The organism is Planctopirus sp. SH287 (assembly GCF_056500625.1).
Map to the genome: position 1 here is coordinate 993,379 of NZ_CM151403.1, position 23,152 is coordinate 1,016,530.

Genomic DNA, 23,152 nt, shown 5'->3' on the forward strand with positions numbered 1-23,152 from the left:
TTAAGATCGGGTTTCCGTGTAACGATTGAATGTCCTAAGCGACATTACATATGGGCGGTGACCATCGTCATCAGACAATCAGCATCCGCTGCATCGTTGGTAAGATGGCTCGCCGTTGATACCTCTTCACGCTCAAGAAATCAGGAAATTCTCATGCGCTCCCAAACGCAGACCTCCGAAAGCATTCGCAGAGGCTTCACGCTCATCGAGTTACTCGTGGTGATCGCGATCATTGGCGTCCTGGTGGCTTTGCTGCTGCCCGCCGTCCAGCAGGCTCGCGAGGCCGCACGGCGTACACAATGCAAGAATCAACTGAAGCAATTCGGCCTGGCTCTCCACAACTACCATGGCACCTATGGAATGTTTCCCATCTGCGGAACATCCACCCGGGCAGGCAATCCGAGAACGACCTGGATGGTGCGGTTGCTGCCATTCCTCGATCAGGCACCTTTATACAACCAGCTCGACATGAGTTGCCTACTTCCAGCCTCCAGCTACGACGGCTACCGATATGTCTCCTGGCAGTTGCTCGAACCGAACAAGCCCTTCAAGGAATTCGTGATACCCGGAATGATGTGTCCCAGCGAACCTTCCAGCTCCATACAGAATGACTCCGCTTTTGGAATGTTCCATGTCACGACATATGCCGGTTCAGTCGGCTCACAAGCCATTACATCCGGCGCTGCGGCGTGCATTCTCTTCGATGGCTATGCCGAAAAGACCTCAAGTTTTGGAGGTGGCAAAGATAAATCCGCCATTTCTGGGATGACGGGACGAGACGGAATCTCGATTCGCATGCAGGACGTGACAGATGGAACCTCGAACACGATCCATGTGGGGGAGTTCATCCCCACATGTCTGGATGGAGGGAGCCGCGCCAGTTGGTCCTTTGCCTATTCGACCACCAACGATGGAGCCACGACCATTACCCCTCTCAATGAGTTCACAACCTGCCCCGGAAAAAATGCCAATACAGCTTATCCAAGTTGCACAGCAGCCTCCAATTGGAACTTCTCCTATGGCTTCCGATCTCAACATGCCGGTGGAGCTCAATTCCTGTTTGCCGACGGGAGCGTGCGATTCCTTGGCGAAAACATCGATCACGCCAACGTTTACCAAAGCCTGGGGGGGCGTGCGGATGGAAAGGTCATCGGAGAATTTTAACGGCTTCTTGGCCCACACCGGATAAGAGCAGCACGCTCCCCGCTTCGTGAAACGTCGTGTTTGAGAGCGAAAGCCTGTGCCTGATAGCGCGGTCACATCATGAACCAGCGTGAGTGGCCTGTCACGGCTTTGTCTTAGGGTTGGTGTCGCCGCAACGTCCTCCGATGTTGGACTTTACAGTCTGTTCAACCTCGCTTTTGAGTGAGACGAACCGCCAGTCGACTTTCTCTCACGATCAATTTAATGAGTTCCGCCAGTTCTTGATTTGGATTGAAAGAAAAGGATGCGCCGCATGTCTGAGGTCGTGAAGTCTTCCCTGTTGATCGCCATGCTGCTAGCCACAATCGGTTGTGGGCAACAGGCCCCGAAGCTGGTCGATGTGTATGGCCGGCTGACGTACAATCACGATCCATTGTCAAATGCCACGATCATCTTTACGCCCGAGTACGGATCGCTTGCCACAGCCATTACTGATCAGTACGGAAAGTTTCAGCTTTGCACGAACTCGCAGACAGGGGCCATTCCGGGCAACTATCGGGTTTCCGTCGTGGCGATGGAAGAAGTGCCTCTCTCGGAAAGCGAACGGGTCGCTCTCAGCGATTCGACAGATGAGATGGACACCATGTCTGCCAAACCACCGGCCAGATGGCTGATTCCCAAGAGGTACGGAAGCCCCGCTTCCAGCGGACTCGTGGCAAACGTCTCCGGGGATGAGACAGAGTGCTTCCTGACATTCGATTTGGAAGACAATCTGAATAAATAGTTGATGTGCATCATCTGTATGTCTCCCGGTCGAGGTCGCGTCGTATCGTCCTCCTGAAACAGAATGAAAACAGTAATACGACACGATGATTAACTGAGAAAACGGAATGCGACACTTGCCAGTTTGCCAGTACGCAAGGTGCCTGTTCGCATGGCTCATACTGGATGGGGGGGGCGTATTGAGAGGAGTGATGCCAACTCAGCTGGTGCGGTTATTTTGCCTGTACGGCTGACTCTTTAATTGATTTTTCCTCCCTGTTCTTTGCCGACAATGTTTGTGGGAGGGGCTGTCTGGAGATCCTCTACAATCGATACAACGCGGCAGGAATGAGTGACCGCATAAGGCTGAGGGAAGAGATCAAAAGAAAAGCTCAACTTGGAGCCGGGTTATTGCCGTTCGTGTTGTAGACTTGTTGAGGGATCGAAACGAGGTCGTGAAAACGCCACCTGATTTCGCCTCCATATCGCTTTTCCGTTCAGATGCGAATCGCAATTCTTTAACCTGGGGTGTGACCACTTCGATGAATGAGTTTGCATCGAATGATCGCCCGCGAGTCCTGGTGATCGATGACGATCCGCTGTTCCGCAGCTTGATCATGTCATTGCTCAGGAAGGATTACCTGGTCTCTGTGGCTTCGGATGGTGCCGAAGGGTACTATAAGGCGGCAGAGCACGCACCAGATATTGTGCTGATTGATGTGCAGATGTCGGGTTGGGACGGTATTAAAACACTTCGGCATTTCCGGGCACATCCCGCGCTCTCCAAAGTTTCGCTGGTCATGTTGACCTCGGATAGCAGCCGTGAAACAGTCATGGCCGCTATTCAGGCTGGCGCCCATGACTACATTGTGAAGACCAGTTTCTCCAAGGAAGATTTGTTCAATAAGCTGGCACGATTTGATCCCCGCCGAAGAACCATCATGCAGCGGGTTGAGGCACAGGCGGCAGCAGCATTGAATGTGACCCGTCCCAGTTACGCCAGCCCTGCCACAGGTTTTGCGGCATCTGAGAGCAAACCGGCAGTCAATTCTCCTTTGCCGCAGGCCTCTTTGCAGCAGACCACATCTGCTCATGCGGAGGAAGCTTCATCCTCCCCCGAGAATTTGATTCCACAGGGAAAACACGTCTCTGCTGGAACGTCTTCTGTTCCTGCCCCGAATCAGCGAGACCGTTTCTTTTCGACCGGAGATTTTGGATCCAGCGGGGGAAGTAATCCTGAGCGGGTGCCAGTAGGGAAGACCGCTGGCGTTGCAGGAGGAGTCGCCTCCAGGGAATCAACCTCGTCAGTTTCGCAATCATCGGCGTCGGCTTCAGAGGCACTGTCACAGATTGCGGATTTGGTGACAGGGGACACTTCCAGTGACTCACCGCCTTCTGAGCAATATGATAGTCGCCTGCGTGAACTGATCGATGATTGGGAATAACTATGCCTGATTGGCATGGTTGGTCATCACGTGATGGTGTGCAAAACTGCGTTGATACGCCCCTGCTTTCTCTGCTGAAAGAGGTCTTGCCACCTTGAACGCCAGCTGGCGTTTGCGATTCGCAAAGTGAGTGGGCTGGTTTGCTGAAGACGACTTCGGTAACTTTGCCGAAATCAGCTTTATGCACAGGTTCTTCAGGCTGGACTTTTTCAAGCAGCCAAAGCAGCCTTTATTGCTGTCGGGATGGTTTCCATTCGCCTGGTCTGAAGCACGATCCAGGTCAACGCAGGCAATTCAACGCAGACAATGGGATGAATGTGTCATGACGAACTTTTGCCCGCGTCCTGCCAATCGACGCCGCTTCGCTATCGCAGGACTCCAGAAGTCAAACCTGGCGAGAATTGCGGCATTGATTGTCTGTTCCCTGACCCTGAGTTCTCTCAGCGGTTGTGGTGCTGCGGCTTATGAAACGCGTTTGGAAGAAACGAAAAAGTATTTTGCCTACCTGGAAAAACAGGATCAGGTGCTGGGGTCAGTGTGGCGGGAGTCGGGCGTTGAACTGCGAGTTCCTCGCCAGTTCCAATTAATCCCCAAACCCGTTGTTCCCAAGGCCGAAGAGGGGAAGCCTGCCCCTGTGGTCGATGATCACCGTCAACCAGACTATTTCAACTTTGAATTTCCGGGATTATTGGGCGCCTGGAAAACGCAGGTGAATGCCACGCTGGATGGTGCTTCCGTTCCCCGGAACGCATTCATTTATGTGATCAGCAATTACTCCATGTTTGCTCAAACCAGTCAGATCGAAAAAGCCCCTCAATTCTCTCAGAACTTTCTGGATCGTTTCTGGCAAGTCTTGGCGATCCCGGAAGATCAGCGCAAGACCACAACTGAAATATTTCCTAAAGGGACATCCTATCTGCCGAAGAAGTCTTTTACTGCGATGAACCTTCGACCTGCCCAGCCGATTGATGGGATCCCGTATCTCTTTGATGTCTACATCATTCAGCAGAAGGACATTCAGGTCGCCGTCATCGTGGCGGCCCCCGCCGATTCTGATGCCAACACCTTTTTGGGAGCGGGCATTCCCATGATGTTGGAAACAATGAAGCTGACGGGCGAAAAACCTCGCGCGGGATCGCAACAAAAAGGGAGCAGTGCGGCTCAGTCAGCTTTCTAAACCCGTTTCCGGGTCAGTGCGGCGGCTTATGTTCGTCATTTGACTTGAAAAATCTGGATTTTTACGCCGCCAGAACACAGTAGTTGAATTTGCGCGAAACGGATTGTGTCGCAGATCGGCAGGCGTTATGCCCGAACCTGTGCTCCCAGTTGAGACAGGCATTCGCTGATGACAGCCTGTTGGGCCACTTCGACTTCTTCGCTGGTCAGTGTTCGTTCGTGAGAACGGTAAGACAGTGTGACCAGATAAGACTTTTGGCCATCTGGGATCTGTTTGCCGCGATACTGGCCGCTGAACCGGACGGTTTCCAGGAGTGAACCGGCGGCGGATCGCACCACGCGTTCGAGGTCGCTCCAGTTGACTTCTTCGGCCAGGACAAAGTTCAGATCTCGCACCGCTGGCTGAAACTGGGCGATCTGCTGGAATTGGGGAGCCGCCTGGAAGACCGCTTCTAAAACTGCGACATCGACTTCGGCGATGCTGACGGTATCGCGCAAGCCGGCCGCTTGCACAGCATTCGCATGGAGTTCGCCGCACCATCCCCAGCGGACATCATTAAGCCACAGTTCTGCTCCACGGAATGGAGCAAAAGTGGAGAGGCTGGAAGGACGTGCTTCCAAGCGAAGATCAGATCGACAGGCACGGGCGATCGCCGTCATGATCCCTTTTAATTCCAGAAAGGGCAATCCGCTGACACATCCCAAAGTTGTGGGTTGCTGGGCACAATCGCTGGTGATTTCACTTCCCAGATAAACACGGGCGATTTCAAACAGTTGCGCATCATGATTGCCACGGCGGATGTTCTCGCGGCGGACATTGAGCAAGGACGGAACCAGGCTTTGTCGTAATTGATTCTCGGATCGACGCCGCGAGTGATCGACGGTGAGCGGAGCGATGGCCCCGTGCGGAGAGAACCATTGCTGCTGCGATTCGCTGGTGAACGCGACCGTCATTGCCTCAAAGAAACCGGAAGCAACCAGTGTGCTGCGCACCTTTTCAGAAACGCGGTCAATGGTCGTTTTTCGGCTGGAACAGAGGGGGACGAGAGCGTCTTCCGGAATCTGATCGTAGCCATGGATTCTCGCCACTTCTTCAATCAGGTCGATTTCTCGTGTCAGATCACGGCGGAAAGAGGGAGCCAGTACCTGGAAGCATATTGTGCTATCAGTTGCAGTCTGATTCTGCTCGACAGTCACCCGGCATCCCAATTGTTTGAGAATCTGCTGAACCGTTTGAACCGGCACATCAATTCCCAGTACCTTCGGAATGCGCGCCAGTCGGAAGGTGATCGGGGAGCCGAACTCGGGAGCCAACTCACCCGACATGACAGGTTCTGACAGGATTTCTCCACCCGCCAATTGCTGAATCAGTAATGCACATCGGCTGCTGGCCCATTCCAATCCGTGCTGATCCAGAGGCCGTTCATAGCGGTATGATGACGGGCTGAACAGTTCAAGGGCGCGGGATGTGTTGCGGACGCTTAATGAAGAAAACGACGCGGTTTCCAGAAGCACTGTTGTAGTTTTTGACTCAATTTCGCTATTCAGGCCACCCATCACGCCAGCCACCGCCACTGGGCCGCGCGCATCGGCAATGACGCCCATGGTCGGTTGCAGCGGATACTCGCGCTGGTTGATGGCCATGATTTTTTCGCCGGCTTTGGCCATGCGAACGGTCAATTCACCGCCTGAAATCTTGGCATAGTCGAAGGCATGGAGGGGTTGGGAGCATTCAAACATGACATAGTTTGTGGCGTCGACCACGTTATTAATCGAAGCAATCCCGAGTGATGACAGTCGATCCACCAGCCAGTCCGGGCTGGGGCCTACTTTCACATTTCGAATGACTCGGGCGATGTAGCAGGGGCAGAAGTGCTTTTCGTCAATCGAGACCTTGACCAAACTTGATGTTGGTTCCGAGATGAATTTCGGAGCCGCATCGGGATAGCGGAGTTGCTCGCCATTCACAGCGGCGATTTCACGGGCAACTCCCAGATGGCCCAGACAATCGGGGCGGTTGCTGGTGACTTCCAGATCGATCACGGTTTGCGTGCCCCGTTGCTCGATAAATTCGAGATTAAGGCCGGCGTGCGTCAGCTGGTCACCCAGTTCCTCGACAGGGAGGTTGATAGCGACATAATCTTTGAGCCAATCCAGATTCACCAGCATGCGAACCGCCTATCGCTGAAAACTATCCATGAAACGGCACTCGGCCGCCTGAATCGACTGAATGATACGGCCCACGGCAAGAAATGATTTTCACCCCCTCGTCATCTCCGGGAGGCTGAACGTCTCATTTGAAGCTGGTGCGACCGAATCGCCAATCTCAAGCGACCGCAAGTTTAGCCGTCGTGAGAGGTTCTGCCCAGTTCAGGCGACTGGCGGTTCCGGTGGCGCTGGTGGGTTTTGCGAACCGGGCATCACAATCGTGGTGGAAGGGACGTTTGAAATCGACTGCTGAGCGGCCTCAATCTTCCGTTCGGATTCTGTCACACAGGCGGCAATCACCAGATCGCCAGCCACGTTGACCGTTGTCCGAGACATATCAAGAATTCGGTCGACACCCATAATGATGCCGATGGAGGAACCAGGGATTCCCACAGATTGCATCACTACCACAATCAACGGCAAAGAACCTCCCGGAACCCCTGCCGTCCCAATTCCCGCCAGGACGGACATCATCACGACCTGAATTTGCTGGGTAAAGGTCAAGTCAACTCCCATCACCTGCGCGAGGAACAGAACGACAACTCCTTCAAAGAGGGCTGTTCCGTTTTGATTTCCTGTGGCCCCGACAGTCAGCACAAAGTTAGAGACGCGCGGCGGGAATTTCAGATCTTCTGTCGCCACACGCATCGCTGTCGGGAGCGTGGCGCTGGAGGAGGAGGTTCCAAATGCTGTCAGCAACGCTTCAGCCGACCCACGAAAGAAGGTGATGGGCGACATTCTGGCGAAGACCATCAGCACGATGGAATAGGTGACAAACAAATGGATCGCCAGGCCTGCCAAAGCGGTCAGCACAAAACTGGCGAGCACGCGCAGAATGTCGAATCCCAGTTGAGACGTAATGGCAAAAACCAGGCAACCGGCGCCTATCGGGGCCAGCCTCATGGCAAAGTTGATCACGACGGAACTGATGAGCTGTAGCCCCTCCAGCCACGACACGAATCCCACCGCTTTGGTGGGGTTGGTCGTGATTGCCATGCCGCAGACCAGGGCAAAGACCATCACGGCCAGCATGCCATCGCCCTTGGAGGAGCCATCTACCGCCCCGACCATCTCCTGAAGCGGATTTTCCGGGAAGAGATCGATCAAGACATCGCGCAGAGGTTTGGTTTGTTCAGACTGTTGAACTTTTTTCTCTGCATCTGTGGCATACCGCTCGGAAAGCTGAGTTCGCTGAGCTTCACTAATGGCTTTTCCCGGCTGAAAAGTGTTGACCAACGTCAGCCCGATAATCACTGCGGAGATAGAGAGAATGGCTGTGAATCCCAGGGTTCGCAGACCCATGCTTCCCAGTTTCTTCAAATCGCCAATTTCCACAACGGCGAGCGTTAACGCTGAAAAGACCAGCGGCAGTACAATCATGAACATTAAACGGAGAAACAGCTTGCCAAAGCCTTCGATCCAATAGACGACGCCCTGGCTCCAGTAGAGAAATTTGATTTGGAAATCGGAAGGATTCGCTTTGTCAGCCGCAGGGACAACAAGCGACGTGGCATAGTAGAAAAGAAGCCCCAGCAGGATCCCTGCAACAAGGCCTATCAGGATTTTCCAGTGAGATCCTTCATCGTGCTCGGTTGTTTTCTGGGAGGGAGCGTCTGGCGATGAGCTGGTTGCCAATGCTTCACTTTCCATGGTTGGAGGATGCCTGGGGTGTCAGGTCACCTCGGTCATTAGGGTTTCATCCCACCTGAGCACCGGTGAAACGAGTTGATTCTCAGCGGCGAGGGCTGAACTCGGAGCAGCAATTTTTGAATATGCACACTAAATAGCGCATGGGGACATGTAAACTCGCCATCGGTCACAAAGTTTCAAAAAAATTGTTCTCAGGGAAATCTGGGCTGGTCGAGCTGACTTCTCTGTGTCAGGATGCGTCGGTTCTTGTCATCACGTTGAAGACGCTGTCGACATCTTTTGTGCTTCTGGATAGAAGTTCAGTGGGTTGTCTGTATGTCTGCGAAAGTCAGGGAAGATTTACGTCATGGTTGACGTTCGCTCTCAATGGTGTGTTGTCGGAGATCTTGTGGCCGGAGAGTCAAGCTCTGCGGATGGGTCACTCATGGAGTTTCCTGCCGATCCGATTGCGTGCATGCGTCGACTTCGGCAAGAGCAGGGGGATTACGCATCACTGTCAGCAGATGGGCAGCGGCTGAATTTCGTTTTCAGTCCCGAGGGGAATCACAAAGTCCTCAGTGATTCAGTGAACTATCATTCACGCTTTTTTGCCCTGCGTGGCGGTCGAAAGTCGCCCCAGCGCCGGCTCTCCAGTGGTCTCTTGAGTATGAACGGCGAGGAACATCGCCGTAATCGCCGATTAGTCATGGATGCTTTCAGTAAGCGGGCCGTCCCTCTTTACGCGGGGACAATTGTCAGTCTGACAGAAGATCTGCTCAGCCGATGGGAACCGGGTCAAGTGGTTGATATCAACCACGAAATGACGGAGTTCATGCTTCGTGTGACGTCGTCGATTCTGTTTGGGGTGGATAACCCGGAAATGGCCTATCGGATTGGTCGAATGACCGATCATTGGGTGCGGATGAATCATGAGGTCGGGATTGGGGCCATGGTTTCCAATCCCGAAATCGCAGGCCGATACGAAGAACTTCTCAGTTTTGCGGCTGATCTTGATTCTGAGATCTCAGCCATGATCGAACTGAGGCGAACCAGGCAAACTCTCAGTCATGATGCGTTGTCAATGCTGCTGGCAGCCCATGATTCAGAGGGGGCCATTACTGACGAACAGCTTGTTGGGCACACGGCCCTGCTGTTTGCTGCTTCTCATCTGACAACCGCACATACGTTTGCATGGACGTTATTCCTGCTCTCTCAGCATCCAGAAACGATGTTAAACGTCCATCATGAATTGGCTCTGCTGGACGGGCAAGCACCCGTGGGGCCGGCTTTGGATCGACTGGTTTCCACTGAGCAGGTGATCAAAGAGAGCATGCGCTGCCTGCCGGCTTCCGCTTATTCTCAGCGAGTGACGACAACTCCGCAAATGCTGGGTTCGCTTAATCTGTGTGCCGGTGAAACAGTGATTTTCAGTCAGTTTATGACCCATCATCGGGCTGACCTGTATCCAGACCCTTATAGCTTCCGCCCGGAACGCTGGGGGTCGATCAGTCCCAGTCCTTATGCTTATCTGCCATTTGGAGCCGGGCCACGCATGTGTATTGGTGCGGCGCTGGGGATGCTCATTCTAAAAACCGCTTTGCCGATGATTTTATCGCGGTTCAAATTCAATCTCGTGCCTTATGCCGAAGTTAACGGCCGTGTGATTTCCACCATGTTGGGGCCGACCACACCTGTTCCCATGATTATTGAGGCGCAGGACGGACGGTTTTCTGCCAATCCCGTTCGCGGCAACATCGGTGATCTGGTCGATCTTCCGGAAATCACCGGGCAATTCGTTCGCGCGGCCTGATGACCCACTGCTTTCAACCCTGTTCGAGAAAGCAGGGACTGACACAGCCTCAGAAATAGGGACTGCTCTGAATGTTAGTCCAGGGCGTTGCCATTTCACGACGTGGGGTGGTCGCCGGGTGGTGATTCCATTGAGGGAGCTTGTGGAGTGACTGCGCGGAGGCCAACGACAGGGTAGGTTTCGCGAGGCGTCATTCCCCGGTCAAAGACTTCCGGTGCATCGGGCGGAAGAGCATCCACCATTTGCCGAACCTGCAATGCCCAGGCTGTCAGGAGAGTCCAACTGATCGAAATGTGTAAAGCCTGTTGAATGACGTTGAGTCCGGCCAGCAGCGTGCCTGTCCAGTTGGGCTGAGAGTCGATACGGACTAAGTCGGAGGCCCAGTCTGTCCCGACGGCAAATGCTGTCGCAATCAGCACCTGAATGGCCATTCCCAGCAAAAACGCCAGGGCCGAAACAATGATCCCGGTGATCATTGCGGTAAAGAATCCGGCGGTTCCGTAGCCAATGGTACGACTGATGGTGCCAAATCCATCGCAATCATCAATTGCCCAGGCAACACCCAGAACGGGCCAGCCCCAGATGATCAGCAGCGTGGCGATTCCTCCTAAAAGGCTCAATGCGATCGTCACGGGCGATTCAAGGATGGCAATCGTGCTACCAAGCACGGGGATGTTCACCAGCAGCATGAAAATCGCCAGTATCAACTGACAGGCAACATAGGCGGCAATCAAAAGTGTCATCGCCGCCAGAAGGGTGAACCAGCCACGTCCCGCTTCTTGAAGCAACTGAAAAAGACTGATTTCCCTCTGGGCGAGTGAGCGTACCGCAAATCGCGCCAGGCAAAGGCCGCTGTAACTGGCAATCATCCAGGTGAGAAGAATCACAGGCCAGGTCGCAGGATCCCAATTTTTGACAGGCCAGAACTTTGACAGCGAGAAGGGCAGGGAGGGAATTCCTCCCGTGACAAGCCAGGGGAAGGAGCCAGGTTCATCCTCCTGTGACCACCAGGACCAGGACGTCAGGATGGGCGGGTTTTCGCTCGTTGTCATGATGGCAATGTGCACTGGCTGCGGATGACCGAGTGTGTTTCTCGCCGTGTTTAGATGAACTTCGTTGACACGAACTTCAGGAGACGCTGCGGTTGGCATTAACCAGGTGGCAGGCATCAGCAGCAAGCTGGTTGCGAGAGCCAACAAGAGGGGGATGGGTGAAAAAGCGATCCCCGCCGCATTGGGCAAAAATCGAAGGGCTGCGATCACCTGATCAATCCATTCGCTGGATTGTTGGAATCGTCGGGTGGATATTGTCGGTTGATCGGAAGATGTCACGCGGCACTCAATGTCATTGGGCTTGGTGTGGCTGCCATGCCGAACTTGGCCTCTGCTGACTTATCGGCGGTCTGTGGTAAACTTCAATATGTTGTCACTCTCGTGTTATAACCCTTCTTCTGCTCGCGTGCAGTGGCGATGTTGGACATGCCCCGAATTTTTCGTCGGGTGCCAACATCGTACTGTGAGCTGCGAAGACCTATGATCTGAATATTCCTTCCACAAATCAGCTTCATTGTCTTGCTGGAAAGCATGAAATATGTCCGAACATGCTCCTCACACTGCGGTTTCTTGCCATCTGACTGAGGATGATCTTCGGGAGATGACTCAGTCAGATCAATTGGCGGGTCGCATTGTGGGTCAATTGCTGGGCGGTTTTTTTGCTGTGTTGATTGTCATGATGGTGGGTTGCGCGTGGTGGACAGCGAACCATCTTCCTCCCTCATCAAATCCACAGTCAGGTTTTCCTGAACCGGTGACGATGAATGCCTTTCAGGCTTCGTCAGTGGGTTAATTCGGGCATGTTGTGCCTTATCCTGTCACATTCTGCTGGCTGTCACGAGGTGATTCTGGCGATGTGATTGGCCCTCGGTTTCAAGCTGATGTTGACGAATCGGGAGGAGTCCCCCAACATCACCTTGCCCGGATTTCGTTGGTTCGCCAATTTGGCTCACGGCCGTTTGTTTGGTCGAGGTCTGTTCGTCGTTAGTTTTGACGTCATTAAAATTGCCGGCGTTTTAGCCGCAGTCAGAGTTCGCCTGGAGCCAGGGATGGCATCCTTTCTTCGATGGACGCAACTGCTTTTTCTCTGCGTCTTGTGGAGTCGGGGGGAGTTTGCGCACGGAGCGATATGGCAGTCCCAGCATACGGCTGGTTCACTCACCATTCGGGCTGAATTCCCTTTGAAAGAAGTACAGTCTCTGGTTGACGAAATTGCGTCATTACAAGGAGATATCGAGACGACTCTCAATCTGAAGGCCAGTGATCGGCCGATTGAGGTCTATTTGTTTTCATCTCGAAATTCTTACACTACGTATGTTTCGCAGCGTGTTCCTGAAGGCGTTAAGCGACGTGCACTGTACGTCCAGGGGAAAGATGCGGGGCGGATCTATGCCTACCGGCATCGAGAGATGGAAATCGATGTGCGTCACGAGGCGACACATGCCATTCTTCACAACTGCCTCCCTTTTGTGCCCTTGTGGCTGGATGAAGGGATCGCCGAGTATTTTGAAGTTCCTGCGGCCGAGAAGAAGTTTAAGAACCCGCATCTCTCCAGTATCAAGTGGTCGCGACGGTTTGGCGGGCGGCCAAATATCGCAGGATTGGAAAAAAAACGGGATCTCCTGGATATGGGGAGCGATGACTACCGGGATGCCTGGTCTCTTGTTCATTTTATGATTCATGGCCCGCCTGCCGCTCGTCAGATTCTGGACGACTATTTTCAGGCATCGATGAATGGGGATGTTCCCCGTCCTTTCGCAGAGGCTTTTCCCGCAAGATTAGGGAACTGGTCATCGCTTTATGCACGTCATTTCAAGTGATTTTGATGAAGTGGGCGAGGGCGGTGCGATGTGACTTATCCTGCCGGGAGATATTTTTTTGTGCCTTTTCGGACTCATGAGTCCGATCAGTGCAGAAATCTTCAATTGCTCAAATGACGCACAGCGTATAACGTGCCGAAAGGAGAGCTATTTGTGAAACTTTCAATTCGGGAAGTTTCACCATGGAGGATCAAGAGCATGAATTCACTCAACAACGTATTGAGTCACCTTCTCTGCGGGATGTGTCGCTGGCATGTCGGGCTGGCGCTTGGCTGGGGAATGATCGCTGTAGCTGGCATCGGGCATTCATCGGCTCTGGCCCAAGCTCCCGATCGTGGTCAGCCATTGCCAGCGAGCACGACGCCGGTTGAAATCAACGAATCCCATCCTCTGGCACCTGCCTTGAAGATGGCTTACGAATCACAAAACATCCTGAAGGATGTCCGAGATTACGATGCCACCTTCAGTAAACGGGAGTTGATCGACGGCAAGCTCAAGCCACAGGTCAGTTATGTTCGGATTCGCAAAGAACCGTTCAGCGTCTATATGAAGTTCATCAAGCCCAACGACGGTCGCGAAGTGATCTATGTCGATGGTCAGAATAAGAACATGATCCTGGGACATGAGACGGGATTTCTGTCGATTGCCGGGACGGTCTCCCTAGCAGTCGATAGTTCGGACGCCATGGCCGACAACCGTTATCCCATCACCATGTTGGGGATTCACCGATTGCTCGAACAGGTGATTCGTCAGTGGGAAGCGGAGACCAAGTACGGTGAAGTCGAGGTCAACTTTTATCGGAATGCCAAGCTGGGGAAAGATGTCGCAGTTGAGGTGATTGAATCGACGCATCCTCGCCCACGAAACCAGTTCCGGTTCCATATGACAAGGCTTTTCATCGACAAAGCGACCCGCCTGCCAGTACGGGTGGAACAGTATGGTTTCCCCCAAACCAAAGATGCGGCTCCACCCCTCATCGAAGAGTATTCTTATGTTTCTCTGCGGCCAAATCTGGGGCTGAAGAACATCGACTTTTCGGTGGATAACCCGCAATACAAATTTAAGTGATGCTTGTTCCAGCGTTTTGTCTGATACCGCGCCAACTCAACTCTGGCGCCTTTGGTGAAGTTCAACGAAGAGGTTGCAGCAGTGCTGGTTGTTGAGACAATTGCCGAATGCCGGAAGGCGGTGGCCAACCTTCGGCAGTCTGGCAAGAGTGTCGGCTTTGTTCCGACGATGGGCGCCTTGCATCAAGGGCATCTCAGTCTGCTGGAGGGATGCCGGCAGACGATGGAAGTCTCTGTGGCCAGCATTTTTGTGAATCCGACGCAGTTTGCTCCAACGGAAGACCTGTCACGATACCCGCGGCCGCGAGAGCAGGATCTGGCACATTGCAAAGCCGCCGGCGTTGACGTGGTCTTCTATCCTCAACCAGAAGAAATGTACCGACCGGGCCGGGATACGACGGTGGTTGTTTCGGAATTGTCTCAACGTTGGGAAGGGAGTGTTCGTACGACTCATTTCTCAGGCGTGACGACCGTTGTTACCAAACTGTTTAATATCGTCTTGCCGGATGTGGCTTTTTTTGGGCAGAAGGATTACCAGCAGCAGGCGATTCTCCGCCGGATGGTGCTGGATCTGGATCAACCTGTCGAAATTCGCACATTGGCGACAATTCGCGAAGCTGACGGGTTGGCGATGAGCAGTCGGAATATCTATCTCACTGCCGAACAGAGAGTGGCGGCTGTTCAAATCTCGCAGGGCCTGTTTGCCGCAGAAAAACTCTGGTCGTTGGGAGAGAAATCCCCCGCAGCGCTGGAGGCTGAAATCGCGTCTCGCATTGCCAGTCAACCATTGCTTGTGGTGAACTATATCGCTGTGGTGCATCCGGAGACTTTAGAGCCTCTGAGTGCTCTTGAAGACCAGTTGCCTGAAAGTGCGGTGGCATTGGTGGCTTGCCGTCTGGGGACGACGCGACTCATTGACAATCTGTTACTGGGAGAGGCAAAACAGCTTCTGACTCCAGTTGTAAAGCCATTGCCGGTCTGATTGCGGAACAAAGGGTTTGAGAATGTTGCAGGTTCTTTTCCGCATTCCCTGGGATCATTTTCGAGTCGGGGGAGTCGACATCCCGACCTTTGGCGTCGGCATTTTTTTATTGATCTGGGGACTTGTGGGGGCAGCGCTCCTCGCAAGAGCAGCTCTGAGTGGTCAGTGGAAAAATCTGACACAAGACCCGATGGCGATCGGGATCTGGGCGGCAATTGGTCTGGCGATCTGGCAGGCACCCGCGATTGGCCCGAAGTTTGCGACAGATGGGATTCCCTTTTTCGGCTACGGGCTGATGCTGTTCCTTGGATTTACCACGGCAGTCTTTCTGGCGACCCGTCGAGCAAGTGAACAGGGAATTTCCCCTGAGTTGATCTGGGATCTGGCGATCAGCATTTTTATTCCCGGTCTCTTTGGAGCACGCCTGTTTTTTGCGGTGCAGTATCCCGAAAAGGTTTTTGCGGGGACTTCCGGGCTGGGAAGCCTGTTGGCCTTCGTTAATCTTTCTCAAGGGGGAATTGTTCTGTTTGGTGGTCTCCTGATGGGGGCTTTGGCTTACTTTGTCTTTTGCTTCTGGAAAAAGATTAATCCTTTACAACTGGCCGATATCATTACCCCCTCGATTTTTGTGGGTGTCGGCTTTGGTCGGATTGGCTGCCTGCTCAATGGTTGCTGTTACGGGGATGTCTGCGCACTTCCCATCGGGATTCAATTTCCGGGCGAGAGTGTGACTTACTGGGAGTTCGTCTCCCGCGGGATTATTTCCCCCCTAAGTACAATGACTCCGGTGTTGCAACCGACTCAGATCTATAGTGCGATTGATGGCTTTTTGATCGCAGCGGCAGCATATCTCTATTTCCCTTACCGGACTCGTCATGGGGCGGTCTTTGGCTTTGCCGTTTTGACGTACACCATCACCCGTTACTTTGTGGAATTGTTGAGAAGCGACGAACAAGGACAGTTTTCCACTTCATTAACGATTTCACAGTGGATCAGCCTGGGATTGGGCACAAGTATCGTGCTGCTGCTGATTTTTGTGTTTACTCGTCCGCCTCTCGTCCGCCGTCAGGCTGCGCAAGGGGAGGGAGTGGCTTAAAACTGGCTGCTCTCGGAAGGTTTTTGCCGTTTCAAAAAGAATCGGGAAGAATTCCCCCGGTATGCTGCTTTGAGGGAACTTTCCTGGAATGAACCTGCTCCAATGATCTGTGGGCCGGTGAGTTCAGTCTGATTTCCTGTGAGAATGAGTTTTTTTGAATCACGGGGAGAGTCGGGCTGATGAAAAACTGACCTCATGACAATTTTTGCGTGGAACGGGATTTCGAGAGAACCCGGGTTCCCCCGGTCAATTTCAAAGAAGCGATCAGCCTTCAAACCCTGCATAGAATGACATCCTTGCAGACACTGACTGACCATGAACTGATTCAGTCTGCTCAAGCCGGCCATACGGAGGGCTATACTCTTCTTGTGCGCCGATATGAGCAGAGGTTGTTTCGTTCGATGACACGGATCGTGGGGTCACCTGAAGATGCGGAAGACATTTGCCAGGAAGCGTTTACGCGCGCATGGCGTGGTCTGCCAGCTTTCCGGGGAGAATCTCAGTTTTACTCGTGGGTCTTCCGGATTGCCTTGAATCTGCTTCACTCCTCGCGTCGACAGCGGAAAGGGGTGACTCAATCGATTGAAGCCAATCGCGATTTGCTGGGAGATGATCTGGAAGATCGCCATCCGGATGCCAACCCGGCCAATGCCCTGGATGTGGCCGATCAGCAGCAGATGGTGCAACAAGCGCTGGCTGCCATGGAGGAATCTTTCCGGACAGTTCTGGTGCTGACCGAAATGGAGGGGTTGGGGTACGAAGAAATTGCTCAAATTGTGGATTGCCCGCTGGGAACGGTTCGCAGCCGGATTCATCGGGCCAGACAAGACCTTCGGACTCGTCTTGAACGAAAATTAAAGCACGAACAGCGTGCCTGTTGATGCAGGAAGATCGTGGTGGAATGAAAAGCATGCTGCGACCCGATGAACACGAGGCCATTTCTGCATGGATCGATGGTGAAGCATCACCAGAGGAGCAGATCCGTGTCGAGAAATTGTTGGCCACATCGGCGGAAGCTCGTGAGCTGGTCGAGGGATTCCGGCAGAACCAGGCGTTGCTTCAGGATGATTCGTTTCTTGCAGGGAAATCGTTTCGCTGGCGCCCCCAGTATGCCCTCGTGTCATCTCCTGCACGCTGGAAATGGACACGCGAAGCCTGGGTCGCAGTCTGCGCATCGCTGACAACGGCGGCGGTTGTTGTCATTGGAGTTCGTGCCAACCTGCCGAATGATCAGATGATTGCACAGAGCTTTCCCGTTTCAGCCAAACTCGGGCCAGCCAGTCCAGCGGAATTGAACCTGAGTTTTGATCGATTGGAAGGCCAGCACGTTTTGCGTCATGAGCGAGTGGCTTCGAGAACTGACAAAAATCTGCCGGCAGAAATGTCTCTGGCAGAAAAATCTCAGTCTGAAAGTTCAGCCCGTCGGGTTCAAAGTCTGGAACTGGAGGTGCAGGACAAGCGGCATGATGCTGTCGCTGCCAATGTCGCTTCTTCCAATAGCAGCTTGATGGAGCCAGCCGCGAAGCAATCAAAGTCCTTCGCCAATGCCACGATGCCGGGGAGTCCTCTTGTTAGTACGCTCACAACGCCCGGCGACAATGGGAATCCCCAGGTTTTTGGCTCTCAGCCTGTAGTCTCCAACATGTCTGATCCGCAGGCTCCCGATGTGCAGGCGGCGGCGTTATTTCCTCAGATGGCGAGTGAAAAGAGTCAGGTTCCGTCTGAGCCATTGAACCAACTTCGGACGGGGGATCTTGTCTCCTATTTTCCCGCTGGACAGGATGCCGTCGCTGTATTGGAAATGACTGTTGAAAATCCTGAAGTTTCCTCACAATTCGTGTTGGAACGCCTGATGTCCAATGCGATTGTTGTCGGGGACAACACGCCTGAACTCGCTCATCAGAAGCTCAATTTCCAGATGGCTGTACCTCAGGTTGCGTCATTGGCCTCATCCCAAGAGAAGGCCTTGGCCACTGATGGATTCACGAGAGACCTTGCCCGCTCTCCCGTGTCAGCGATTTCCCCTTCTACTGAGAGGAATGGACTGGGTTCTGCTGTTAATCACCCTGACACCATCGATGGTCTGGTCGGAAATAACACATTGAGCGGTGCAGCAGAAGTGGCCAATCAAATGGCAGCAAGCGGCGCGATGGGAGGAGAGTCTGGAACTGCTGGCAACACTCACGCCGGTACGTCAAATGCCGTGGTCTTTTATATTGAAGCCAGTCGCCCGTCACTTTCCCAGGCATTATCAGAGATGGAAGCAGCGGGATTAATGAAGCAGCTTCGGCTGCAATCCCCCATGGAAACACCAGCGATTCCTTCCCTGGTTCAGTCGGTGGGAGAATGGAACGATGTGCAACGAAGTGACGAGCAGCGATCCTTTGGTCGAACGATTGTTCCGCGTGGAAGGACTTCACAGCCAGTGGCCGAAGAGAATGTGGCTTCTTTGATAGACAGCTCTCGTTCCCAAGCCAATTCCGGAGAGGAGTCGGCCGATGTGGTGCAGTCGAATGTGGTGGAACTGTCGCGTCTCTGGCGGGAACGTCAGCAGAATCTGGGTGTGATGTCCACGCCAGCCGCGTCCACTCTTCCCATGTCTTCTCCTGCTGTCTCGGCTACTGATCCGGGAAAATCTGGCCTGGGAGAGAGAGACCTGGAAGCGATGGAGAAGTGGGATGTTCGCCAACATCGCGTTCACCAGGATGGTTTTGCAGCAGCAGTACCACCCCATTCCCATGACAGCCAAGTCGTTCCGCCTCAGATGGTCGAAGTGAAAGCCATCCCTGTTCCGCTTCCTGCCAGAAACTTTTCTCAGTTCACGCAGGAATCCGCAGCCGGACTGGCGAAAGGTTCTGTCGATGTCTCCCTTGCTCAAAAGTTGATCGAAGGGGAAGGGCGTGATCAAAGAGAAACGAGAGTTGCCAGGGTGATGCCGGGGAGTGCGCCAGCACCGGCATACAAAAGTCAGCCGATGAAAACCCAACTCACTGATCCACAAAATGGTATTTTGAAAGCTGAGGATCAGAAAACGATCGAAAATCCTCTTTTAAACTCTGAAGGGTCTGGGAATTTCTTACAGCGCGGAGTGCCCATGGGTCTGGCTTTTCGACAGGGGATCGAATTTCAAACCCGTGTCATCACAGGCTCGCAGTCTCTCCCGATGGCAGCTAGTTCTCAAGCGGCTGCTCCATCGGAGATAGCGCGTTCAAGAGATGTTCAGGCGGTGCCCCGGAGGGATGCTGTTGCTGCCAGAGCGATGGTGACACGCCCCTTAACGGGAGATGGGGGCCAAGAAGCCGAAAGTCTGACTCAGGCTGTTCCTGAAAAGCAGGTTGATCCTCAACCGGTTAACTCTCAGTCGGTTGACTCTCAGTCGGTTGACTCTCAGAAAGTGCGGCTGCTGCTGGTGTTGACTCCGGGGCAGGTGAGTGCTGGGGCACCTCAATCGGCCAAGCCATAAACACGGACGGCATTATCATGAAAGAGTCGCCGTTGTTCCTCGAAAGGACGATCTGACACCATTGTGCGGAGTGTGGTGACCCATCGTGACAGGCTTGATTTCAGTGTGCAGACTGGCCAATCACTGGCAAACATCACGCGGTCAGGGCCAAATGTCGCCAGTGTTTCTTCAATGACGGGCTGAAGGTCTTCCATATGCCAATGATCATCGCGGGCACTGGCGACAATCCCAGAAATTTTGCAGACGACGTTTGGCTGCTGGGCGACTTTCAGAAGGCCACGTTTCCAAATCTCTTTGAGTTCCTGGCTGGCATGGTGCACTGGCAGGTTGCCGCAATGATCCAGAATGAACTGGGTTTGGGGGCAAGCAGCGGCAACTAATGCCACATCCGCCAGTTCAGTGGGACGGATACAGAAATCAAATCGCAGGCCGTGTTCTCCCAGCTCCTGCATGCTTCGGATGAACGTTGCTGATGTGCATAGTCCGGGAGGAGTGTCAGCCGCGTGCAGAACGCGGCGAACCCCTTTAATCCATGGATTGCCCGCCAGTTTTTTGACCCATTGATGAAACCCCGGTTCGCCGGGCCGTGAAGAGACGACTGCGCCGACCATGGGATTGGTGGGGTCTTGGCAGAGGGCCGTCAGGTACTCCATTTCGGCTTCCTGCTGATCAACAGAAACATCCACCTCCATCGCGATGGTTTTCACAATGCCTAGCCCAATGGCTGCTTGCAGGTAGTGCTCCATCAAATGGCTTTTTGCCAAGGGATGTTCGCCGGCAGGAAAGTCTGGATCGCTTTGCTGCCACGGGAGTTCAAATTTGTGCAGATCCCACAGGTGTTGATGCGTGTCGATGATTGGAAACGCAGGGACATCGGCACTTCCCGGCGACGGCGCGGTTGCTGTTGAAAGGGGGGCAGAACCAGAAGTGGAACCGATTGCGGAGATCATGAATATTGCTCTTATGATGAAAGTCGTGCCGTATCACGGCCTTATCTTGCGGTTGATAGGGTATCACGTTCTCGGATGTCGGACTAAACAACCTGTTTAACGCTGCTATTTCATTTTGACAGATCAAATTTTGACAGACCAACGAAGGGGTCTGAAGTCATCAGAGTGAGAAGTCAGACGCGGTGAATTGTCAGAATTTGTTACCTGGAAGGTTCATGCAACGTCTCGACCCTCATCTTCCCCTCCTGCTGATCAATGACTTGCGGGAATTGCCGGTTTTCTGATCGGAGAACTGGATGGGAAAAGTGTGTTTGGTTCCGTTTGGGTAAACTTTGACGGTCACTCCTCGAATTATCACCGTGACGATTGTGACTTAGGCAATGCTTCTCTGCTTCCCATGCCGATGCTCAAGTCATCTGTAAGGGAGGGAGTCCATGTCAGCCACATCTACCGTTCTCAACTCACCACTTGATCTTACCAGTTCACCACCGGTTCCGATTCCCGGAATTCGTCTGGTTCTATTGGCCGTTCTGGTGCTTGGCGCTGGAGGGATGCTGACGGTTGGTCTGGATCAGCTGGAATCAAAGCATTTTCAATGCTCATTGGAAGCTCAGGTTTCGACGGTCACTGCGGCGCGTCGTGCCATTATTTCTCGCATTCATGTGGCTCCCGGTCATGTGATTGGTATTGGTCAGCCGCTGGTGACTTTGCTGGATCCTTCGATTGATGAAAACATCATCCGTCTGAAACGCCAACTGGATGAAGCCCGTGCGGAAGTCGATCGGTCGAATGCGGAAGCGTCGGTAGATCTCGAATGGCGTCGGAGGGAACTGAAGGCCGCTGAATTTGAAGCCCAACTACGAGCGGCTGATCTTCTTCAGCTACGATTTCAAAAACAGGTTGAGCATATTGCGTGGCAGGACTATCTGAAGCGACTGAATCCTGTGACATCACTGGCGAGCCTGAAAGCGGAAGCTGGTTCTCTTTTGTTTGATAAGTCATTGCCCGACGAAGAGCGACTCAAAGCGTTGCTCGCTCAGGATGCGGCCGCAACGTCTGCTGAGGCGGTGGCTGTGCAGTTGCAAATTTGTGAGAGACGGCTGATTGAACTGAAAGATCTGGATCAGGATCTTGTGCAGTTGATCCGTAAAGCTCATGGGGTTGAAGTGGCCCAGGCAAAGGTTTCACGACTCGAATTAGAATTGTCGGGTTGGGAAGCGAAGCAGGGCGGGTTGGTCGTTAACAGCGAAAATTACGGGACTGTCGAAGCCTATGCTCTAAAAGAAGGGGATCTCGTGGATGTGGGGCAGAAGCTCTTTGAATTGATCGATGAAGATCATCGATTCCTGCTGGCTTCTGTGCCTTCGCGTGAGATGTCGCATGTCATTCGAGGGATGAAGGTTGATCTCGTCTTTCCAGGAGATGAAAAACGATCGGGAATCGTGATGGGAATTCCTTTGCGAGCTGACAGCGTGGTGTCGACATCGGCTCATGATGTTCCTGTCGAAGTTCGTATTGAAGCCAGCGGTCGAGAGTGGCCAACACTTCCTTTAGGTTCCCGGGTGCGAGTCGTTCTGCCCCGTTCCTGAGTGGTTTTTCCCGGGTTGGTGCTGGCATTCCAACAGTCAATAACTTTTTCCCTCCCGCCCTTTACAGATGGCTCCGATTTGAGTTTGATCCCGGTTTCTTGAGAAGGAACTGACATTTCCTTCAGGTGACATGTGGGTCTTCATATTCGGAGTGACGAATGCAGATTTCTGACCACGTTGTCCTTGTGACAGGCGGCGGCCGCGGGATTGGGAAAGCGCTTGCATTAAGAGCATCTGCTGAATCTCCGCGGGTGGTTGTGGTTAGTGACCGTGATCTGGCTGCCGCAGAAGAAGTGGCCAGCGCGTGTTCTTCTTCCGCCATGGCCGTAGCCTGCGACGTGGCGGTTCCGGGGGAGTTGGAGCGTTTAACGCAATCGATTTTCGAGAAGTATGGTTCGATTGATACCGTCTTCTCCAATGCTGGTGTGACAGCCAAAGGGGGGCTGGAAACTCCTCCTGACGAATGGGACAAGCTTTGGAAAGTGAATGTCCTTTCGCATGTTGAATTAGCCCGCCTGACGATTCCCACCATGGTGAGTCAGGGCAAAGGCGTGTTTGTCGTAACCGCTTCTGCAGCTGGCGTACTGACCGAGATCGGTTCGCTCAGTTACTCTGTCACGAAGCATGGCAGTGTTTCTGTCGCCGAATGGCTTTCGGTGCATTACCGCCGACAGGGAATTCAGTTTCATTGTCTCTGCCCGGCAGGAGTCGCCACCGAGTTTCTGGATATGGACGACCCGATTCATCAGTTTCTGCACATGAGTGCTTTGACTGCTGAACAGGTGGCCGACTCGACCATTCAAGCCATTGCTGATAATCGCTTCCTGGTTTTGCCGCATCAGGAAGTTCTGGAGTTCTTCCGCTTCAAGACAGAAGACTACGACCGCTGGCTCCATAACTTTTCGCGCGTGCAGGAACGACTGGCTAAAGTGGCTTCAAAGTCGAAGAACTGATGGGAGA

The 23,152-nt window shown here is 53.3% G+C and carries 19 protein-coding genes; 14 read left to right on the forward strand and 5 right to left on the reverse strand.

The annotated features are described in order from the left end of the window. The first annotated feature begins 153 nt into the window (after window positions 1-153). The 4 genes from SH287x_RS03580 (at window position 154) to SH287x_RS03595 (ending at window position 4,527) form a co-directional block, all read left to right on the forward strand. Window positions 154-1,164, forward strand: coding sequence for a DUF1559 family PulG-like putative transporter (locus SH287x_RS03580; protein ID WP_479517067.1), 1,011 nt, complete (start codon window positions 154-156; stop codon window positions 1,162-1,164). A gap of 292 nt (window positions 1,165-1,456) precedes the next feature. Next, window positions 1,457-1,927, forward strand: coding sequence for a transthyretin-like family protein (locus SH287x_RS03585; protein WP_479517068.1), 471 nt, complete (start codon window positions 1,457-1,459; stop codon window positions 1,925-1,927). Window positions 1,928-2,360: 433 nt separating this feature from the next. After that, window positions 2,361-3,350 carry a response regulator gene (locus SH287x_RS03590; RefSeq protein WP_479517069.1) on the forward strand — a complete coding sequence of 330 codons (990 nt, stop codon included), beginning with the start codon at window positions 2,361-2,363 and terminating at the stop codon, window positions 3,348-3,350. A 322-nt stretch (window positions 3,351-3,672) separates the two neighbouring features. Further along, on the forward strand, window positions 3,673-4,527 hold the full coding sequence (locus tag SH287x_RS03595; protein ID WP_479517070.1) for a hypothetical protein: 855 nt from the start codon (window positions 3,673-3,675) through the stop codon (window positions 4,525-4,527). Window positions 4,528-4,652: 125 nt separating this feature from the next. Here the strand turns inward: SH287x_RS03595 and pheT are convergent, their stop codons facing one another. Next, window positions 4,653-6,695: a phenylalanine--tRNA ligase subunit beta gene (pheT, locus tag SH287x_RS03600; RefSeq protein WP_479517071.1), complete on the reverse strand. Its 2,043-nt coding sequence runs from the start codon at window positions 6,693-6,695 to the stop codon at window positions 4,653-4,655. A gap of 201 nt (window positions 6,696-6,896) precedes the next feature. Then, window positions 6,897-8,384, reverse strand: coding sequence for a dicarboxylate/amino acid:cation symporter (locus SH287x_RS03605; protein ID WP_479517072.1), 1,488 nt, complete (start codon window positions 8,382-8,384; stop codon window positions 6,897-6,899). 346 nt (window positions 8,385-8,730) lie between these two features. Between SH287x_RS03605 and SH287x_RS03610 the strand changes: the two genes are divergently transcribed. Further along, a complete protein-coding gene (locus SH287x_RS03610) occupies window positions 8,731-10,173 on the forward strand; it encodes a cytochrome P450 (protein WP_479517073.1) in 1,443 nt (480 codons plus the stop codon). Window positions 10,174-10,268: 95 nt separating this feature from the next. Here the strand turns inward: SH287x_RS03610 and SH287x_RS03615 are convergent, their stop codons facing one another. Beyond that, window positions 10,269-11,504, reverse strand: coding sequence for a hypothetical protein (locus SH287x_RS03615; RefSeq protein WP_479517074.1), 1,236 nt, complete (start codon window positions 11,502-11,504; stop codon window positions 10,269-10,271). 322 nt (window positions 11,505-11,826) lie between these two features. On the opposite strand from SH287x_RS03615, the gene SH287x_RS03620 reads away from it, so the two are divergent. The 5 genes from SH287x_RS03620 (at window position 11,827) to SH287x_RS03640 (ending at window position 16,190) form a co-directional block, all read left to right on the forward strand. Then, window positions 11,827-12,018: a hypothetical protein gene (locus SH287x_RS03620; RefSeq protein WP_479517075.1), complete on the forward strand. Its 192-nt coding sequence runs from the start codon at window positions 11,827-11,829 to the stop codon at window positions 12,016-12,018. Window positions 12,019-12,274: 256 nt separating this feature from the next. Continuing rightward, window positions 12,275-13,045, forward strand: coding sequence for a DUF1570 domain-containing protein (locus SH287x_RS03625; RefSeq protein ID WP_479517076.1), 771 nt, complete (start codon window positions 12,275-12,277; stop codon window positions 13,043-13,045). A gap of 198 nt (window positions 13,046-13,243) precedes the next feature. After that, entirely contained in the window at window positions 13,244-14,113 is an 870-nt protein-coding gene (locus SH287x_RS03630; protein ID WP_479517077.1) for a DUF1571 domain-containing protein, read from the forward strand. Between the two features lie 54 nt (window positions 14,114-14,167). Beyond that, complete coding sequence (panC, locus tag SH287x_RS03635; RefSeq protein ID WP_479517078.1) at window positions 14,168-15,094, forward strand: pantoate--beta-alanine ligase; 927 nt, start codon at window positions 14,168-14,170, stop codon at window positions 15,092-15,094. A 22-nt stretch (window positions 15,095-15,116) separates the two neighbouring features. After that, window positions 15,117-16,190 carry a prolipoprotein diacylglyceryl transferase gene (locus tag SH287x_RS03640; RefSeq protein ID WP_479517079.1) on the forward strand — a complete coding sequence of 358 codons (1,074 nt, stop codon included), beginning with the start codon at window positions 15,117-15,119 and terminating at the stop codon, window positions 16,188-16,190. On the opposite strand, the gene SH287x_RS03645 is transcribed toward SH287x_RS03640, so the two are convergent. After that, window positions 16,187-16,474, reverse strand: coding sequence for a hypothetical protein (locus SH287x_RS03645; RefSeq protein WP_479517080.1), 288 nt, complete (start codon window positions 16,472-16,474; stop codon window positions 16,187-16,189). The two genes, SH287x_RS03640 and SH287x_RS03645, sit on opposite strands and share 4 nt — an antisense overlap. 12 nt (window positions 16,475-16,486) lie before the next feature. Between SH287x_RS03645 and SH287x_RS03650 the strand changes: the two genes are divergently transcribed. Together SH287x_RS03650 and SH287x_RS03655 are read left to right on the forward strand one after the other, a co-directional pair. Then, the gene (locus tag SH287x_RS03650) at window positions 16,487-17,071 is read left to right on the forward strand and encodes a sigma-70 family RNA polymerase sigma factor (RefSeq protein WP_479517081.1); all 585 of its coding nucleotides are present in this window, start codon (window positions 16,487-16,489) and stop codon (window positions 17,069-17,071) included. A 29-nt stretch (window positions 17,072-17,100) separates the two neighbouring features. Next, on the forward strand, window positions 17,101-19,653 hold the full coding sequence (locus SH287x_RS03655; RefSeq protein ID WP_479517082.1) for an anti-sigma factor family protein: 2,553 nt from the start codon (window positions 17,101-17,103) through the stop codon (window positions 19,651-19,653). On the opposite strand, the gene SH287x_RS03660 is transcribed toward SH287x_RS03655, so the two are convergent. After that, window positions 19,635-20,603, reverse strand: coding sequence for an amidohydrolase family protein (locus SH287x_RS03660; protein ID WP_479517083.1), 969 nt, complete (start codon window positions 20,601-20,603; stop codon window positions 19,635-19,637). The two genes, SH287x_RS03655 and SH287x_RS03660, sit on opposite strands and share 19 nt — an antisense overlap. A 434-nt stretch (window positions 20,604-21,037) precedes the next feature. Between SH287x_RS03660 and SH287x_RS03665 the strand changes: the two genes are divergently transcribed. Beyond that, window positions 21,038-22,192: an HlyD family secretion protein gene (locus SH287x_RS03665; protein WP_479517084.1), complete on the forward strand. Its 1,155-nt coding sequence runs from the start codon at window positions 21,038-21,040 to the stop codon at window positions 22,190-22,192. A gap of 158 nt (window positions 22,193-22,350) precedes the next feature. Continuing rightward, window positions 22,351-23,145: an SDR family oxidoreductase gene (locus SH287x_RS03670; RefSeq protein ID WP_479517085.1), complete on the forward strand. Its 795-nt coding sequence runs from the start codon at window positions 22,351-22,353 to the stop codon at window positions 23,143-23,145. The last annotated feature ends 7 nt before the right edge of the window (window positions 23,146-23,152 follow it).

Bases quoted from the DNA above. Each gene is read 5' to 3' on its own strand.
- SH287x_RS03620 (WP_479517075.1), top strand. From the start codon at position 11,827: ATGACTCAGTCAGATCAATTGGCGGGTCGCATTGTGGGTCAATTGCTG.
- SH287x_RS03625 (WP_479517076.1), top strand. From the start codon at position 12,275: ATGGCATCCTTTCTTCGATGGACGCAACTGCTTTTTCTCTGCGTCTTG.
- SH287x_RS03655 (WP_479517082.1), top strand. From the start codon at position 17,101: ATGCTGCGACCCGATGAACACGAGGCCATTTCTGCATGGATCGATGGT.
- SH287x_RS03595 (WP_479517070.1), top strand. From the start codon at position 3,673: ATGACGAACTTTTGCCCGCGTCCTGCCAATCGACGCCGCTTCGCTATC.
- SH287x_RS03660 (WP_479517083.1), bottom strand. From the start codon at position 20,603: ATGATCTCCGCAATCGGTTCCACTTCTGGTTCTGCCCCCCTTTCAACA.
- SH287x_RS03580 (WP_479517067.1), top strand. From the start codon at position 154: ATGCGCTCCCAAACGCAGACCTCCGAAAGCATTCGCAGAGGCTTCACG.
- SH287x_RS03610 (WP_479517073.1), top strand. From the start codon at position 8,731: ATGGTTGACGTTCGCTCTCAATGGTGTGTTGTCGGAGATCTTGTGGCC.
- SH287x_RS03630 (WP_479517077.1), top strand. From the start codon at position 13,244: ATGAATTCACTCAACAACGTATTGAGTCACCTTCTCTGCGGGATGTGT.
- pheT (WP_479517071.1), bottom strand. From the start codon at position 6,695: ATGCTGGTGAATCTGGATTGGCTCAAAGATTATGTCGCTATCAACCTC.
- SH287x_RS03585 (WP_479517068.1), top strand. From the start codon at position 1,457: ATGTCTGAGGTCGTGAAGTCTTCCCTGTTGATCGCCATGCTGCTAGCC.
- SH287x_RS03605 (WP_479517072.1), bottom strand. From the start codon at position 8,384: ATGGAAAGTGAAGCATTGGCAACCAGCTCATCGCCAGACGCTCCCTCC.
- SH287x_RS03645 (WP_479517080.1), bottom strand. From the start codon at position 16,474: ATGCAGGGTTTGAAGGCTGATCGCTTCTTTGAAATTGACCGGGGGAAC.
- SH287x_RS03640 (WP_479517079.1), top strand. From the start codon at position 15,117: ATGTTGCAGGTTCTTTTCCGCATTCCCTGGGATCATTTTCGAGTCGGG.
- SH287x_RS03665 (WP_479517084.1), top strand. From the start codon at position 21,038: ATGTCAGCCACATCTACCGTTCTCAACTCACCACTTGATCTTACCAGT.
- SH287x_RS03670 (WP_479517085.1), top strand. From the start codon at position 22,351: ATGCAGATTTCTGACCACGTTGTCCTTGTGACAGGCGGCGGCCGCGGG.